Consider the following 16,684-nt stretch of genomic DNA (forward strand, 5'->3'; position numbering starts at 1 on the left):
ACGGCGCGGTGTCTGCAATCCGAACGGTGCTGGGCGACGTGTCGCCGGATGACGTGGGGCAGGTGATGTTCCACGAGCACGTGCTGTTCGACATCGTACCGCCGGGACTGACCGGCGACCGGCACGCGCCCATCGGGACCGAGGACCGCTGGCAGATCGACTATCGCTCGAACGAGGCGGCGCAGAACGCGTTGCAGACCGACCGGGATGTGGCGGCATCCGAGCTTGCCGCATATGCGCAGGACGGCGGGTCGCTGATCGTGGACCAAAGCGTGTTCGGCCTTGCTCGCGATGTCGAGGGCCTGGCCGCCGCATCGCGCGCCAGCGGTGTGCACGTGGTCGCGGCGGCGGGGACTTATGTCGACGCCTACATGACCGACAAGATCCGGGCGATGCCTTCCGGTGCGCTTGCCGACAGGTTCGTGTCCGAGCTAACCGACGGCGCCGACGGCACCGGGATCCGGGCGGGCCTGATCGGCGAGATCGGCTGTTCGTGGCCGCTGGCGCCATCCGAGATCCGCGCGCTGGAGGCGTCTGCCGAGGCGCAGCGCCGCACCGGCGCCGCGATCAGCGTGCATCCGGGACGGCATGAGACCGCCTGCGGGCAGATCCTGGACATCCTCGCCGCCAATGGCGCCGACCTGTCGCGGGTCGTGCTGTGCCACATGGACCGGACGCATCCCGACGGGACGGGTATCGGGCCTTTGCTGGAACGCGGCGCGAATGTGGAATGGGATTTCTTCGGCATCGAGCAGTCGCATTACTGGATGACCGACGCGGTGGAACTGCCTACCGACCTTGGCCGTCTGCGGCTGATCCGGGACTTCGCCGCGCAGGGGTTCGGCGACCGCATTCTGGTGTCGCACGACATCTGCACCAAGACTCGCCTGCGGCGCTGGGGCGGCCATGGCTATGGCCACATCCTGCGCAACGTCCGCGCGCTGATGCGGCGGCTGGATTTCGGCGCCGACCTGATCGGCGCGCTGCTCCGGGACACCCCGGTTCGATTGCTTACCTTGAAGGAGACCGCACCATGACGGCAAAGTTTCGTGGCACCTATTCCGTGATGGTCACCGCTTATGACGATGCGGGCGCGTTCGATCCCGGCGCGATGGCGCGCTATACCAACTGGCAGATCGAAGAGGGAATCCATGGGCTTATGCCGCTGGGTTCGACCGGCGAATTCCTGTCGCTGACCACCAAGGAGCGCGAGGCGGTCGCGCGCTGCGTGGTCGACACCACCGCGGGCCGGGTGCCGGTGCTGATCGGCGCCGGGGCCGAGCGGACCGAGGACGTGATCGAGAACTGCCGCATGGCCGCCGACGTCGGTGCGCAGGGCATGCTGATCATCCCGCCGTTCTACTCGACCCCGACCGAGGACGAACTGTACCGGCACTACGAACGCATCGCGGCCTCTACCAACCTGCCGATCATGATCTACAACAACCCGGCCACCTCGAACGTCGACCTGACGCCGCCCATCGTGGCGCGGCTATCCGAGATCGACGGCGTCGACTACATCAAGGAGTCGACGATGGACGTCACCCGCGTCCGCGACATCATCGACATGTGCGGCGACCGGATGACCGTGTTCGGCGGTATCATGGGCTTTGAAAGCTTCGTGAACGGGGCCGTGGGCTGGGTGGCCGTGGCGTCGAACGTGCTGCCGAAGCAATGCGCGGACTTGTTCACCCTGACGGCGGACAAGCAGGATTACGACGCCGCCCGGGCGCTGTATCACGAGATCCTTCCGATGATCCGGCTGGTTGGCGGACATCGCTATGTCTCGGCGACCAAGGCGGCTTTGAAGCTGATGGGGATGGACACCGGCAATCCGCGCGCACCAAGGCTGCCGCTGCCGGCAAGCGAGATGCCCATCCTGCACGATGCGATGCGGGCCGTGGGCCTGATGCAGGAGGAGCGGGCCTGACCCGATGACGTTGCGGTTTCGCTGGAACGGAGAACAGCTGACAGGGCGGCCGGGCGACAGCATCGCGGCCGCCCTTTCGGCTGCGCAGGTCACACGCTTTGGCAGCGGCTGCATCGGCCAGCCGCGCGGGCCGTTCTGCGGCATGGGCGTGTGTCAGGACTGCTCGGTCAAGGTCGACGGTCAAACGGGTCAACTGGCCTGCATGACCGCGCTGCGCGACGGGATGGAGATCGAGGCGCAGGACGACCGCACCACGCCCCCCGCCGCGACCGAGGGCGCGCCGGTTGAGGTGGAACAGCAGACGGTGGACGCCGCTGTGCTGGGCGCCGGGCCTGCCGGGCTGGCCGCCGCCACGCGGCTGGCGCGGGCGGGGCTGGGCGTGCTGGTGCTGGACGAGCGCTCTGACGCCGGCGGGCAGTATTACAAACCGCGCAGTTCCGGGTTCCGGGGCGGCGCGGACGCGGATGCGCAGCACCGCGAGGGGGACGCGCGCCGCAGGGCGGCGACCGAGGCCGGGGTGCGGATCGAAAGCGGTCAGACCGTCTGGTTCGCGCGGGCGAACGAGGCGGGGTGCTTCGACCTGAAATCTCTTGGGCGAGATGGCGGCCTGTCCGTCTCGGCGCGGTCCGTCGTCCTTGCGACCGGCGCCTACGAGGTGCCCGCGATGGTGCCCGGCTGGACGCTGCCCGGCGTGCAAAGCATCGGCTCGGCGCAGACGCTGGCGCGGCGCTATGGCCTTGTGCCTGGCCAGCGCATCCTGATCGCCGGAAACGGGCCGTTGGGGTGGCAATTGGCCTATGAGATCAATGCGCTCGGTGGCAAAGTTCAAGCTGTTCTGGAGCGCGCCGCGCTGACGGATCGGGGCGCCTTGATCCGGTCCGCCGTTGCCGCGCCGGGGCTGGCGCTGGACGGTCTGCGCTATCGCCTTGCGATGCGGCGGGCGGGCGTGCCGCTGCGCGCAGGGTGGGAGATCGCCGCAATCACCGGTGACACCGCCGCCACCGGAGCCGTCATTCGCCACATCGCCAGCGGCAAGACCGAGAACATCGCCGCCGATGCGATCTGCATTGGCGAAGGCTTCGCGCCGCAGCTGGAAATCGCCCGCCTGCTGGGCGCGCCGTTGAGGCTCGACAGCCGCACCCGGCTGCCCTCGGTCGTCCGCGAGGATGACGGCGCCACCGCGGTTCCGGGGCTTTGGGTCGCCGGGGATGCTGGCAGCATGGGCGGCGCCCGCGTCGCCGAGGCGCAGGGCGCGCTCGCCGCGCATGGGGTGGCGCGGTACCTTGGGCAGGACCTTGCCGCCGACCCGTCCTATGGCCGCCGAATGTGCCGCGCCCGCCGGTTCCAATCGGCGCTGTGGACGTTGTTCGACGTTCCGCCGCGCGACCCGGTGCCGGACGAGGTGACCGTCTGCCGGTGCGAGGCCGTCTCGGCCAGGGCAGTGCGCGACGCCATCGCCGCCGGCGCCACCGATCCCGGCGCGATCAAGCGGGCCACGCGGCTTGGCATGGGCCGCTGTCAGGGGCGGTACTGCGTGCCCGCCGCGCAGCGGTTGCTGGAACAGGCGGGCCGCGACGTCGCGCCGGAAACGCTTCTGGCGTCGCAGATCCCGGTCAAACCGGTGCCCGTCGCCGCGCTGACCATCGAGAAACCGGAATGGGGCGGCCACCGCGAAAGCAGCCCGTCCGCCCGTCCGTCCGCGAAAGACATCGGGGACTTCGGCGAAATCACCGTGGACCTCGCCATTGTCGGCGGCGGCGTGACGGGGATCTCCGCCGCACTGTTCGCGGCGCGCGAAGGCGCATCGGTGGCCGTGCTGGACCGGGGCCGCCTGAACGCCGAAGCCTCGGGCGGCAACGCTGGCAGCCTGCATCTGCAGCTTCTGTCATGGGACTTCGGCAGCAAGGCCGTGGGCGGCGGCGGGCTGCAACTTCAGACGCTGCCGCTTCAGCAGGAATCCATCGCGTTGTGGGGCGCGCTGGAACGCGACCTGGGCGCGGATTTCGAGATGGCGGTCACCGGCGGCCTGATGGTCGCGGAATCCGAGGCGCAGATCCCGTTCCTTGAGCAAAAGGCCGCGTCCGAGGCGACCGTCGGCGTGCAGACCGAGGTGATCGGCCCCGACCGCCTGCGCCAGATCGCACCGCACGTGTCCGATCGCATGCTGGCCGCCGCGTGGTGTCCGGGCGAGGGCAAGATCAACCCGCTTGCCGCGTCGAACGCGCTGATCGCCGCCGCCCGCGCCGCGGGCGCCCGGTTCGAGGAACAGGCGGGCGTCACCGCCATCGCGCGGACCGCCGACGGCTATAGCCTGCGCACGGCGCGGGGCGTGGTTCATGCAAAGCGCGTGTTGCTGGCCGCCGGGGGCTGGTCGGCGGAACTCGGGCGGATGCTGGGCGCGACGATCCCGGTCAAGGGCGCACCTTTGCAGATGGTCGTCACCGAACGCACCGCACCGGTTCTGCCCTGCCTGCTGGCCCATGCCGACCGGCACCTGACCATGAAACAGACCTCTGCCGGCACCGTGCTGATCGGCGGCGCGTGGACCGCGAAGACCGGCCCGACAGGCCAGCCGCAGGTTCTGCCCGACAGCCTTGAAGGCAACCTGTGGGTCGCGGCCCGCAGCGTCCCCGCGGTGGGCGGTCTGCGGGTGCTGCGCAGCTGGGCCGCGATGAACATCGACATCGACGGCGCCCCGCTGCTGGGCGCCTTGCCCGGCGTGCCGGGCGTGACGGTGGCCGCCACCGCGAACGGCTATACGCTGGGCCCCCTGATGGGCCGGGAGGCGGCGGCGCTCGCGCTTCATGGGCGGGTCCGTCAGGACCTTGCCCCCTTCGACTTCGACCGTTTCTGACGACAAGGAAAACCCAATGACCAAACTCGTGATCAAAGCCGGACCCTACACCTTCGACGCAAAGCTCGAAGAAGAGGCCGCGCCCAAGACCTGCGCCGCCTTCCGCAAGGTGCTGCCGTACCAAAGCCAGATCGTTCACGTCCGCTGGTCGGGCGAGGGCGTCTGGATCCCGCTGGGCGACCACGACTTCGGCGTCGAGTACGAGAACCACACCTCGCACCCCGCGCCGGGCCACATCATCCTGTATCCGGGCGGCATCTCGGAAACCGAGATCCTTCTGGCCTACGGCGGCGTGGATTTCTCGTCGAAGATGGGCCAGCTGGCCGGCAACCATTTCATCACGCTGACCAGCGGGCACGAGAACCTGATGAAGCTGGGCAACCTCGTGCTGTGGGAAGGCGCGCAGGACATCCACTTCGAACTGGCTGACTGACGCAACTGCACCGCCGGTTTCGGCCTCTCCGCCAATCCGAGCGCGAAGGGCCGGGCCGGCGCTGTCACATCCAGCGAACGCCGCTTCCCGCCACCGGGGAGCGCCTGCGCGGTTCGTATGATTCCGGAAGGAACTTGCTGGCTGGGGTGGTAGGATTCGAACCTACGGTACACGGTACCAAAAACCGCTGCCTTACCACTTGGCTACACCCCAGCAGCGAGGCGTGTCTTACGGATTCGTGACACGCTCCGCAAGCCCTGAAAGGGTAAATTTTCGACACGTCATTCTGTGCGCGCGTCGCGGTCGAGAAGGTCGGCGTGGGCGGTCTCGGCGCGTTCGGCTTCGACGATGCGTTCAAGCTCGTGTTCGCTTTCGGCGGCGACGTTTTCGGTGCTGGCTTCGGGGGCGGGCGCGGGCGGCGGCGGTGCGGAGGGCCGGGCCTCGGGCGTGTCGTCGGGCGCGCCCTGGCCATCCAGTAGCACGCGGTAGGTGGTGTCGGCGATGGTGACGCCGGCGGCCTCGACGGCGAGTTTCACCTGCCTCAGCGCCTCGCCCCGGGACAGCAGAAGCGAGGTCTCGTTCTGGTCGATCCAGCCGGTGATCGTGAGAACGACGCCAGAGTCGGTCAGGTCCTCGATCCAGACCGACGCGGCGGGCGTGTCCAGAACGAAGGGCAGGGCCTGCACCGTCTCTTCGGCCAGCTTGCGCATCGCGGCATAGTCGCAGTCGGGGTCCAGCCCCAGCTGGAACAGGATGCGCCGCTCTTTGTTGCGCGAGAAGTTGACGATGCGGCTTTTGAACACCGTCGAGTTGGGGATGCGGATGTGGTTGCCGTCCCAGCTAAGCAGGATCGTCGCGCGCGAGGTCAGGCGGATCACCTTGCCCTCGTCGCCGTTAATCTCGATGGCGTCGTTGGGGCGGAACGGCTGGCGGATCGACAGCAGCACCGAGGCGATGAAATTCTCGACTGTGTCGCGTACCGCGAAACCGATGGCGAGACCGATGATCCCGGCGGCGCCGAGGATGGTGCCCAGAAGCGCGGTGGCGTTCAGGATGTCCAGCGCGATCACCACGGCGCCGACAAGGAAGGCAAGGCGCACGATCTGGCGGTATATGTCGGCGATGAAGGCGTTGGGCGCCAGCCGGTCCCATGGCCAGCGGCCGCGCGCCAGCAGGAAGCCGATGAAGGCCACGACAAGAAACACCATCGCCGCGACGACCAGCAGAGGCAGGAAGGCCACCAGCTGTTCCATCCGCTTGCGGAACCGGTCGACCGCCGGGTTCAGCCGTTCGACGAGATCGGTGGACTCGACCACCTCGTTCTCGATCGCGACAACGCCCGCCACCCGCGACACCAACCCGTCAAGCCGGGTGATCGCCTCGCCGTCCAGCGTGCGGCCGCGCAGGGTGACGATGCCCGAATTCACCTGTACCGTCACATCCGCGTAGCCGTCCAACTGGCCAAGGATCTCGCGGATGCGGACCGCGATGGCCGCGTCGGTCGAGGCGTTGTTCTCGGTCTCGATGGTGCCGGAAGGCTGGGTGTCCTGCGCGGTGGCGGTCAGGGGGGCGAGGGTCAGGAGAAGGCAGGCGAGGAAGAGAATGCGGCGCATGGAAACCCGGTGTCTGAAAAGAAACTTCCAGGTCAGATTAGCCGCGGGAAAGGGGGGCGCAATCGGGAATTGATCGTCTTCGCGCGGACATGCGGGGAGAAGCCGCCTGCGGCGGCTGCCTCCGGCGGGGATATTTGAGGACCAAAGAAGAGGCGGCGGCCGCGGCTTGGCTGGCGCGGCGTTGGGCCGGCCGCCGCTGAGCTTACTTCGATTTAACCTTGCGCCACGCCCGAGCAACGTCGGGACCTGCACTGAAGCCCCATGCGGCTCCGATCAGAGTAAAGACGCTTGCCCCGGCAATTGCGCCAAATACACTGCCTACTATCCCGGTTCCCGCGCCAGCGAAAGCACCAATAGTTGCGCCGACAATTAATCCAACCAGTCTTGAAAGCACTTGGAACACCCCGTCTTGTTTCAGCTTCAGGGTTAAGTTCCGGATAGCCTTCGCGCAATAGGGGAGCCCGGGTCAGTTTTGCGCGTTAATTTTTCCATCCCGCGGAAGTGCATTGATCGCGCGCCAGTCAATCGCAAGAAAGCGCGCCTAAAGTGGTTCGGCCTTCGCCAGTGCGTCGAAGCGCATCAGCGTCTCGATCAGCGCGGGCATGCGGTCGAGCGGGATCATGTTCGGACCGTCCGAGGGGGCGGTGTCGGGGTCCTCGTGGGTCTCGATGAACACCGCCGCCACCCCCAGCGACACCGCCGCGCGGGCCATGACGGGGGCAAACTCGCGCTGGCCGCCGGACGCGCCGCCAAGGCCGCCCGGTTGCTGGACCGAGTGGGTGGCGTCCATCACCACCGGATAACCCGTGGCCGCCATCTGGGGCAGCGACCGCATGTCGGTGACCAGCGTGTTGTAGCCGAAGGACGTGCCACGCTCGGTCAGCAGGATGTGGCGGTTGCCGGTGCTTTCGAGTTTCGACACCACGTTCGGCATGTCCCACGGCGCAAGGAACTGGCCTTTCTTTACGTTCACCACCGCGCCGGTCTCGCCCGCGGCAATCAGCAGGTCGGTCTGGCGGCAAAGGAAGGCGGGGATCTGCAGCACGTCGACCGCGTCGGCCGCCGGGGCGCACTGGTCGGGCAGGTGGACGTCGGTCAGCACCGGGCAGCCGATCGCCTCTCGCACGCCCTGCAGCAGTTTCAGCCCCTCGTCCAGCCCGGGCCCGCGGCGCCCCGAAACAGAGGTTCGGTTCGCCTTGTCGAAGCTGGCCTTGAAGATATAGCCGGCGCCCGCCTTCGCGCAGGCCTCGGCCATGCGGCCCGCGATCATCTGGGCGTGATCCGCGCTTTCCAGCTGGCAGGGACCGGCGATCAGCGTGAGCGGGCGCGCGTTGCCGACCGTCACGTCGCGGACGCTCACCTCGTGTTGTTCTGCCATGTCCAGATCCTTCTTCTGTCCGGAAATATCCCGGGGGGACGCGCGGCACGCGCGGCGGGGGGCAGAGCCCCCCGATCGCCGCAGGCGATGCCGGGACAGACCTAGCCGCCGGCGCGGGCGGCGTCTAGCTCGAGACCTGTTCGCGCAGGATCGACGCGGTCAGCGAGATCATCAGGTAGACGCCGCTGAAGATCAGGAAGGCGAGGATCGTGTTCTCGAAGCTGCGCGGATAGCTGGCCTCGTCCGGGGCGATGGGCGACACCGCCATCGACAGGTAGCGGGTCTGGCGGTTCGCCTCGATCCGGGCCGTTTCCAGCTGTTGCAGCGCCTGCGTCACCATCAGTTCGCGGGTCTGCAACTCGCGTTCGGCCAGCCGCAGCTCGCCGGTGATCCGGGCCAGCGACTGACCGCTGGACGTGGTCACCGTCAGTTGCGAGCGCAGTTCGGCGATCAAGGTTTCAAGCCGCCGGATGTCGCCGCGGGCGCCGTCGACGCGGGCCTGGTTCGGGTTCGCGTTGTCTTGCAGCTGCGACAGCTGAAGCCGCTTTTCGGACAGCTGCGTTTCCAGCGCGGTGATCTGGGTCATCAGCGAGTTCGACTCGGTCATCGGGTCAAGGACGCCCAGCTGTTCCTGCAGCGCCAGAACCTTCTGCTGCGCCGCCAGCATTGCGGTTTCGGCGTTGGCATAGCTTTGCTCTGCCCCCGCCATCTGGTCCGACCGCAGGCGCAGCGACAGCGCGTCGACCTGTTCCTCGGCGTAGCGGATCAGGCGTTCCGAGAACAGCTGGCTCATCTCGGGGTCGGCCGCGACCACGTCCATCTTGATGACGCCCTCGGTCGGGTCGTAGCTGATCTTCACGTTCTTCTTGTAGACGCCGTAGGCTTCTTCCTTGGTGGCGTCGAGTTCCAGCCGCTGCAGCGGGTCGACGTCGTCGTCGCTGAAATGCGCGCGGAAGCCCAGATCGTCGTCCAGCCGCAGCATCGCGTCGATGGACTGCAGATAGCCCTGCACCACGATGGAATCGTGGCTGGTGGCGAAGGTGGTCCCCGAGAACATGCCCGCCAGTCCCGAGGCGGCTGCGGCGGGGTTCTGCGCCTGCTGGATCACGAACTCCGAATGGGTCGCGTACATCGGGGTGGCGATCTTGTAATAGTAGTAGCCCGCGATGATCGTCGGCAGCAGGACGAAGAACGCAAGCCGGGCGCCAAGCTGCGCCAGCTTGCGGCGGCGGCGGCGGACGATGTCGCGCTGCATCCGCACGATTTCGCGGGCGCGTTCATCCTCGGCAATGACCTGGGTCGAGGGCAGCTGCGGGCGCGCCTCGGTCTTGGGGACCATCAGGTCGCGCGACGGTTCCCGGCGCGGCTGGTCGGTCACCAGTTCCAGCATGTTCGACCGCTGGAACGGGTCGATGCCTTCCTTGCGCAGCAGGCGCACGGCGTCGAAGTCGCTGGTTGGGGCCATGCCGTGTTTCTGCGCAACCCGGCGGGCCATGCGAAGCTGGCGGCCCGTCAAGCCTTCGCGCCGGATCGCGGCGAGTTCGCCCTCGACCGTCAGCGCGGGTTCGGCTCCGGTGGCCTTTGAAGGGGCAGGGGCCGACGCCGGGGCGGTGCGCGGCATCGGTTTCGGGGCGGCGGTGGGATAGCGTTCCTCGCCGAAGCCGTCGTCAGAGTCGTCGCCGGCGAAAAGCATCGGGTCGCCGGCGTCGGGCGATACCCTGCGCGGCGGCTGTTGCGGCGCGTCGGCGCCCGGGCCGCCCGGCGTGACCGGGCTGCGGCGGATGCGGTATTTTCTAGCCTTGGGTTTGGTAGTCATACAGGGCCTGTGCTTCTTCCAAGGTGTCGAACATGTGCAGCTTGCCGTCGCGCAGCACCGCGGCGGACCGGCAGAATTTCTCTAGCGTCTGGGGCTTGTGGCTGACCACCACGATGGTCGAGTCCTTCAGACGCTCGCGCAGGATCTGGCCCGCGCGCTTGTTGAAGGCGACGTCCGTGGTGGACGGCATGCCTTCGTCGATCAGGTAGATGTCGAAATCCAGCGCCAGAAGCAACGCGAAGTTCAGGCGCGCCCGCATGCCCTGGCTGTAGGTGCCGACGGGCATGTCGAAATATTCTTCAAGGTTGCAGATCCAGCGGCAGAAGGCTTCGACATAGTCGGGGTCCAGCCCGTAAAGCCGCGCGATGTAGCGCGTGTTCTCGCGTGCGGTATGGCGCGACACGACACCGCCCATGAAGCCCAGCGGGAAAGAGACGCGGCATTCCCGGCGGATGATGCCCTCGTCCGGCTTTTCGAGCCCGGCCATCATGTTGATGATGGTGGTCTTGCCGGTGCCGTTCGGGGCGAGGATGCCAAGCGACTGACCCAGCGCGACCCGGAACGACGCGCGGTCGAGGATGACCTTGCGCTGGCTCCCGGTCCAGAAGGATTTGCTGACGTTCTCGAATTCGAGCATTCGTGCCCCGGTTCCGCTTTTCTGCCTCGTCCCGCTTAACGCGCGCATCGTTAAGGATGGGCTATAGGCCGTTATTTAGGCTCAATTATGTCTGGTCGCCGGGTTGTATTTCAACGTGCTGCAAGGTCGCGGAGCCAATTGGGGCAACAACATGGCGTGTATAAGCCACGATAAGCGAACAATTCGCGGGAATCGCGGGGATTGTCACGCCTTCTGTCGTTCGACGCGAAACAGTCTTCCGGCAAGCCACGCCATTGCGGCGGCAGAGAAGCTGAACAGCGCGCCCATCTTCGCCGCGTCCTGCACCGCGCCTGCGCCAAAGGCGACGCTTGCGACGAACAGCGACACGGTAAAGCCGATGGCGGCGGTGCAGCCCACCACGACAAGATCCGCCGTGCGCATCCCCCTGGGCAGCCCCAGCCCCATGGGCTTCGCGGCGATCCAGCCGAAGGCGAAGATCCCCAGCGGCTTGCCCACCAGCAGCCCGGCCAGCACCAGCCAGGTGGGCGAGCCGATGGACTGGAAGGCGACGCCCGCGTTCAGCAGGCCGAACAGGAACAGGATGAACTCGACCGGGTGGCGCAGAAGCTTCTGGATGCGGTTCAGCAGGTCGCTCAGATACCGCTCTGCCGCGTGGAAGATGCCGAAGGCACGCTCGGCATGAGGGATCGTGGGCACGATGGGCAGCAGCCCAAGTGCCGGGTGCAGGCCCAACTGTTGGAAGCCGTACCACGACATCGCCCCGGCCATGGCGTAGGGCAGCACGCCAAGCCGCTTGCGGACCCAGGTGGAATGCGGCCGCTCCTGATCGTGGCGGTCCAGCCGGCGGGGCAGGACGTTGGCCAGCAGGTAGACCGCCACGGCGGCGGCCAGCGAGAACAGCAGCCATTCCGGCGCAAGATCGCCGGAGGGGTAGAAGATCGCAAGGATGACCAGCCCGCCCGCGTCGTCCGCGATGGACAGCAACAGCAGGAAGTTCACCGCCGGGTGCGCCGGCCCGAACACCAGCCGGCCCACGAGGTAAGAGAACGCGATGTCGGTCGCCGTGGGCACCGCCCAGCCGCGCGACACGGTGTCGAAGCCGTCCGGCCCAAGGCACCACGCCAGCCCGAGGTAGACCGCGATCGGCCCCAGCATACCACCCAGCGTGGCGATCAGCGGCGTCGCCGCGGTGCGCCCGCGCAGCGAGCCGTCGCCGAGCGCGATCGCCTCCCACACCTCCTTGGCGGCGACGGCGAAGAAGAAAGCCATGAGGATGTCATTCACCAGAAAATGGATGGTCAGCACGCGGACCGCGCCGGTCTCGTCCAGCCCGTATTCCGCGGCGTGATGGGGCAGCCAGTGGTGAATGTCCGCGCCGATCCAGTCGTTCAGCCATAGCGGGTAGTCGACGAAGAACCGGTACCCGGCGGGGTCGGCATTGGCCCAGACAAGCGCCAGCACCGAGCCCACGATCAGCAGGATCGAGTAGTCTTCGATGAAGCCCCAGACCCTGTACAAAGGAAAATCCCCGGAGTGATGTTCGGCACTCCGGGGATAGCGAGGCTCTGTTACCAGAGCAATAACATCGGCTCAGCTCAGGCGATGACGCCCCAGGCAAGGCCCGCCAACAGGGCGCCGACAAGCGCGATGCCCAGATAGGCGGCGAAAACCCGAGGTTTCACCAGCGCCCAGACCGCGACCGCGGCGGGGATGCAGCTGACGCCACCGGCGATCACGAAGGACATCGCCGCGCCCTGCGCCATGCCCTGCGCCAGCAGCCCGTCGATCAGGCCCACGGCGGCGTAGCCGTTGAGATAGGCGGGCATCCCGACCAGCGCGGCCAGAACCACCGTGCCGATCCCGTCGCCGCCCAGCAGGTTGGCGATCATCTCGGCGGGGACGTAATGCAGCATCAGCGCCTCGATTATGTAGGCCAGCAGCAGCCACTTGAAGAGGAACAGGGCGTTGTCCACCCACGACCGGCGGAAGGCGTCGCGGCGGTCGGCCTCGGACCAGAACTGCCACACCGGCTTGCCCTGGAACGGCTTCTTCACGCCGCAGCAGCCGCCGATCTGCGGCTTTTCGCGCAGCGGATCGGTGAAGACCGGGCTTTTCGCCAGCGCCATCGTCACGAAGCCGCCCATCAGGCCCAGCGCCACGGCGGCGACGGTCTTGCCGATGGCGAATTCCAGCCCCAGCGTGCCCCAAGTGATGGTGAACATCGCGGGGTCCATCAGCGGCGAGGACAGCCAGAAGGCCATCACCGCCGACAGCGGCGCGCCCACCGCAAGCAGCGCCGCGATGAAGGGAATGACCTGGCACGAGCAGAACGGAGACAGACCGCCCAGCACCGCGGCCAGCACGATCATCCGCACCGGGCTGCCCTCGAACGCCTTCGCCAGCAGCGTTTCGGCCCCGGCGGCCTTGACGTAGGCGACCAGCGTGATCGCCACGATGATGAAGATGCCGGTCTCGGCGATGGCGCTTCCGGCGAAGGTCAGGGTCGGCGCCACCTGCGGCAGGTCGAAGATCGCCAGCAGCACGGGAATGGCGGCGATGACCAGCCATGCCTTGTCGATGCGTTTCCAGAGCGCCGGAAAGGACGGCGGCCTTTGCGTGAGATCAGCCATGATCGGGTTCCTTGTGGCACTGGGCCGCGTCGGCGCAGCATTCGGACAGCAGGTAATGAGACAGCGCCTCGACCACCTCGAAGTGAGGCGCGGCGCAGATGATCGAGCGGCCCTTCCGTTCCTGCGTGACCAGATCGGCCTGCGCGAGGATCTTCAGGTGGTGGGTCAGGGTCGAGCCGGTGATGCCGGTGCGTTCGCCCAGCTCGCCGATGGTCAGACCGTCCCGACCGGCACGGACAAGCGTGTTCAGCACGGCAAGGCGCTGTTCGGACCCGAGCGCCGCGAAGGTCGAGGCGGCGGTCACGGGCGAGAGGGTGGAATCGCGGTGTGTTTTCATGATTTCGACATTTCTAGTATTGTCGAAATGAAGTCAAGCGCGAAAGTGTCGCGCTACCCCCGGTGCGGCGCGCAGGCGATGCCGAACCGGTCGCGCACCGTTGTCAACGTCCTGGCGCAGCGCGCCTTGTAGCGCTTTTTGTGCCAGGTCACATGCGCCACCGCCGCCAGCCGCCGGGGCAGGGGGAACCAGCGGTCCGGGTCCAGCCCGCACTGGTTCAGCGCCTTCAGCGGCAGCGCGTCGGCAAGGATCATGGTGTTCAGGAACCCGTGGTTCAGCAGCGCGAGGTAAAAGGCCTTGCGCCCCTTGGCCATCATCGCCGGCGCGTCGAAGACCCAAAGCGGCGTCTCGGCCAGCGTGCCAAGGAAGAACAGGTGGCTCGCGAAATAGCTCGACAGGCTCGACAGAAAGTGGACCGAGGCGCGCGGCGTGATCGACAGGACCGCGCCATTGCCGGACAGCAGGGGCCGGGCCTCGCCCGGGGTTTTCAGCAGGTGCCCGGTGCAGTTGACGAAGACCGACCCGGACGCGACCGGATGCTCTGTTCCGTCCCGCATCCGCATCACCGGCCCGTCCGGTCCGTCGATCACGTCGTCAAGGTAGCCCGGCAGCACCTCTGTCATCGCGTCCCGGATCGCGGCGCACTCGTCCTCGGACAGGATGCCCAGAAGGAATTGCTCGCCGCCGCCGGTGGCAGAGATCGTGTAGGTGCGCCGGAAATAGTCGAAGGCCTCGTCCTCATTGGTGCCGTCATAGCGGATGGCGCAGTCCCGGATCGCGGTCATCTGCAACGGCGCTTTCAGCCAGCGTGCCGGACCCTCGGGAAACAGCATGGTGCGGTTCAGAAACAGCGTGCCCTTGCCGTTGATCAGCCGGATCTCTCGGCCCTGACCGGCAAGCCGCTGGATCGTGTCCATCCCGGTCTTGCCGCCCCCGACGACATAGACGGGCCGCGCCGGATCGTCCTCTGCCGACAGCCGCTCGGGCGTGGTCGAGACGACAGCCCCCGACGACAGCGACAGCGGCGCCACCGGATGCACGTCGAAGCCCGAGGCATGGATCGCCCGCGCGGCCCCGATCACCTCGCCTCCGTCCAGCACCAGCCGCGCGCCGTCGCCCGCTTCCTCGCAGGCGGTCACGGTGCGCCCGAAATACTCGGTCAGCTCGAAATGACCCCGAAGCCGCGCGAGGCACGAAGCGAGATGCCCCTGCACCTCGTCGCCGCGGGCAAGATACGAGGGCGGGTGCGGCGGCTGCCACTTCAGGTCCCCGGCGGTGAAGATCGCGTGCGGCTGGTGCAGGCGGACATAGTCATAGGCCTCGGTCCACATGCCGCCGGGCCGGTCGCGCCGGTCGATCAGCGCCACCTTCGCGCCCTTCGGCAGATACTGCGCGGCGACGAACAGCGCGTTCAGCCCGGCGATCCCGGCGCCGGTGATGGCGAGGTCATAGCTTTGCACGGAAGGTCTCCGGTTCTGTCGCGCGGCAGTGCAGCACGGGGGCCGGACAAGGGCAATCTTTCGTTTGGCGGGTGCGACACTTATGTGGTTCGCATGGCGCACCCGCTGGACACCCTGCAACGCGAGATCACCGGCTGCCGGTTATGCGCCGGTCGCTTCGCCGCAACCGCCACGCGCCATGCCCCGCGCCCCGTCGCGTGGTTCCGCCCCGGCGCGCGGGTGCTGGTGGCGGGGCAGGCGCCGGGCCTGCGGGTGCACGAGTCGGGCATTCCCTTCGACGACCGCTCTGGCGACCGGCTGCGGCAGTGGATGGGGATCGGCCGCGACACCTTCTACGACCGCACCCGCGTCGCGGTGATCCCGATGGCCTTCTGTTTCCCCGGCTACGACGCGAAGGGCAGCGACCTGCCGCCGCCGAAGATCTGCGCCCAGACATGGCACCCCCGCGTGATGGCCGCGCTGGGCGAGGTGCGGCTGGTGCTGCTGGTGGGCGGCTACGCGCACCGATGGCACATGGGGGTGAAGGCCGGCGTGACCGAAACCGTCGCAGGCTGGCGCGACCATGCGCCGGGGGTCTTCCCCTTGCCGCACCCGTCGTGGCGGAATACGGGGTGGCTGAAGAAGAACCCGTGGTTCGCGGCAGACCTGCTGCCCGCGTTGCAGGCCCGGGTGTCGGAGGTACTGGATGACTGAGCAAACGCCGATCGACCGCGCCCACGCCGCGATGGAAGCCGCGCCCGGCGACGATGCCGCGCGGCTGCGGTTCTACGAACGGCTGGCGGACGCCGAACTGGTGCTGCTGCTGGCGAAGGACGCCGACGGCGACAACGTCGAGCCGGAACTCTTCGAGGTGCAGGGCGGCCGCTTCGTGCTTGCCTTCGACAGCGAACAGCGCCTCGCCGATTTCGTCGGCCGCACCGCGCCCTACGCGGCGCTGTCGGGCCGCGCGCTGGCCGGGATGCTGGCAGGGCAGGGCATCGGGCTGGGCCTGAACCTCGAGGTCGCGCCGTCCTCGATCCTGATCCCCGACGCCGCCGTCGACTGGCTGGCCGAGACGCTGGGCCAGCGGCCCGCCGAGGTGGCCGAACACCCCGAGGACATCGCCCGCCCCGAGGGCGTGCCGGACCTGCTGCTGCAGGCGCTCGACCAGAAGCTCGCCAGCGCCGCCGGTCTTGCTCCGATGGCCTACCTGGCCTCGGTCACCTATCGCGGCGGCGCGCGGGGGCATCTGCTGGCTTTCGTCGATGCCGCCGAGGGTGCGGAAGGCGCGCTGGCGCAGGCGGTGGGCGAGGCGCTCACCTTCTCGGGTCTCGAAGCCGGCGCGCTCGACGTAGGCTTCTTCGCCGCCTCCGACCCGGTCTCGGCCACGCTCGCGCGCCACGGGCTGCGCATCGACCTGCCGGAACCGGAAGAGGTGCAGACCCTGATGCCCTCCGCCCCCGGCATGGACCCGGCGAAGCCGCCCAAGCTTCGCTGACACCCGCAAGGGCTGCTTCTTCTCTTTTCAAATACCTCGGGGGAGTCGCGCAGCGACGGGGGCAGAGCCCCCATCCCCCCCCGTACAAGGCGCCCCGGTGGTGGGGCGGGGGGCGGGCCCCCCCCGCCCACGTGCAA

General features: G+C 67.9%; 14 protein-coding genes and 1 tRNA gene. 6 read left to right on the forward strand and 9 right to left on the reverse strand.

Annotated elements, in window-relative coordinates; translation table 11 throughout:
- Positions 1–8 precede the first annotated feature (8 nt).
- Genes ACP156_RS03270 through ACP156_RS03285 form a run of 4 tightly spaced genes read left to right on the forward strand, consistent with a single transcriptional unit; the run spans position 9 to position 5,217 of the window.
- Positions 9–1,037, forward strand: a complete 1,029-nt coding sequence (locus ACP156_RS03270) for a phosphotriesterase family protein (protein ID WP_425049857.1) — start codon at positions 9–11, stop codon at positions 1,035–1,037.
- The gene (locus ACP156_RS03275; protein ID WP_425049858.1) at positions 1,034–1,930 is read left to right on the forward strand and encodes a dihydrodipicolinate synthase family protein; all 897 of its coding nucleotides are present in this window, start codon (positions 1,034–1,036) and stop codon (positions 1,928–1,930) included. Before ACP156_RS03270 ends, ACP156_RS03275 begins: the two co-directional genes overlap by 4 nt.
- Positions 1,931–1,934: 4 nt before the next feature.
- On the forward strand, positions 1,935–4,784 hold the full coding sequence (locus ACP156_RS03280) for an FAD-dependent oxidoreductase (protein WP_425049859.1): 2,850 nt from the start codon (positions 1,935–1,937) through the stop codon (positions 4,782–4,784).
- A 16-nt stretch (positions 4,785–4,800) separates the two neighbouring features.
- Positions 4,801–5,217, forward strand: coding sequence for a DUF3830 family protein (locus tag ACP156_RS03285; RefSeq protein ID WP_425049860.1), 417 nt, complete (start codon positions 4,801–4,803; stop codon positions 5,215–5,217).
- 138 nt (positions 5,218–5,355) lie between these two features.
- Here the strand turns inward: ACP156_RS03285 and ACP156_RS03290 are convergent.
- The 9 genes from ACP156_RS03290 to ACP156_RS03330 all read right to left on the reverse strand — a co-directional run bounded on the left by ACP156_RS03290 (position 5,356) and on the right by ACP156_RS03330 (position 15,070).
- Positions 5,356–5,430: transfer RNA gene (locus tag ACP156_RS03290), tRNA-Gln, on the reverse strand.
- A gap of 68 nt (positions 5,431–5,498) precedes the next feature.
- Entirely contained in the window at positions 5,499–6,830 is a 1,332-nt protein-coding gene (locus ACP156_RS03295; RefSeq protein ID WP_425049861.1) for a mechanosensitive ion channel domain-containing protein, read from the reverse strand.
- Between the two features lie 541 nt (positions 6,831–7,371).
- Positions 7,372–8,208, reverse strand: a complete 837-nt coding sequence (kdsA, locus tag ACP156_RS03300; RefSeq protein WP_425049862.1) for a 3-deoxy-8-phosphooctulonate synthase — start codon at positions 8,206–8,208, stop codon at positions 7,372–7,374.
- Positions 8,209–8,332: 124 nt separating this feature from the next.
- A complete protein-coding gene (locus ACP156_RS03305; protein WP_425049863.1) occupies positions 8,333–10,024 on the reverse strand; it encodes a capsule biosynthesis protein in 1,692 nt (563 codons plus the stop codon).
- Positions 10,002–10,661 (reverse strand): ABC transporter ATP-binding protein, encoded by a 660-nt coding sequence (locus ACP156_RS03310; RefSeq protein ID WP_425049864.1) that lies wholly within the window; start codon positions 10,659–10,661, stop codon positions 10,002–10,004. Before ACP156_RS03310 ends, ACP156_RS03305 begins: the two co-directional genes overlap by 23 nt.
- A gap of 204 nt (positions 10,662–10,865) precedes the next feature.
- A complete protein-coding gene (locus ACP156_RS03315; protein ID WP_425049865.1) occupies positions 10,866–12,161 on the reverse strand; it encodes a Na+/H+ antiporter NhaA in 1,296 nt (431 codons plus the stop codon).
- Between the two features lie 77 nt (positions 12,162–12,238).
- Complete coding sequence (locus ACP156_RS03320; protein WP_425049866.1) at positions 12,239–13,273, reverse strand: permease; 1,035 nt, start codon at positions 13,271–13,273, stop codon at positions 12,239–12,241.
- Positions 13,266–13,610: an ArsR/SmtB family transcription factor gene (locus ACP156_RS03325; protein WP_425049867.1), complete on the reverse strand. Its 345-nt coding sequence runs from the start codon at positions 13,608–13,610 to the stop codon at positions 13,266–13,268. The genes ACP156_RS03320 and ACP156_RS03325 overlap by 8 nt, the downstream gene beginning before the upstream one ends.
- A gap of 53 nt (positions 13,611–13,663) precedes the next feature.
- Positions 13,664–15,070, reverse strand: coding sequence for an FAD-dependent oxidoreductase (locus ACP156_RS03330; RefSeq protein WP_425049868.1), 1,407 nt, complete (start codon positions 15,068–15,070; stop codon positions 13,664–13,666).
- A 93-nt stretch (positions 15,071–15,163) separates the two neighbouring features.
- On the opposite strand from ACP156_RS03330, the gene ACP156_RS03335 reads away from it, so the two are divergent.
- Both ACP156_RS03335 and ACP156_RS03340 read left to right on the forward strand, forming a co-directional pair.
- Positions 15,164–15,763 (forward strand): uracil-DNA glycosylase family protein, encoded by a 600-nt coding sequence (locus tag ACP156_RS03335; protein ID WP_425049869.1) that lies wholly within the window; start codon positions 15,164–15,166, stop codon positions 15,761–15,763.
- Positions 15,756–16,547, forward strand: a complete 792-nt coding sequence (locus tag ACP156_RS03340; protein WP_425049870.1) for an SseB family protein — start codon at positions 15,756–15,758, stop codon at positions 16,545–16,547. Before ACP156_RS03335 ends, ACP156_RS03340 begins: the two co-directional genes overlap by 8 nt.
- Positions 16,548–16,684: the final 137 nt, after the last annotated feature.

The organism is Psychromarinibacter sp. S121 (genome assembly GCF_049801035.1).
Classification (GTDB): domain Bacteria; phylum Pseudomonadota; class Alphaproteobacteria; order Rhodobacterales; family Rhodobacteraceae; genus Psychromarinibacter.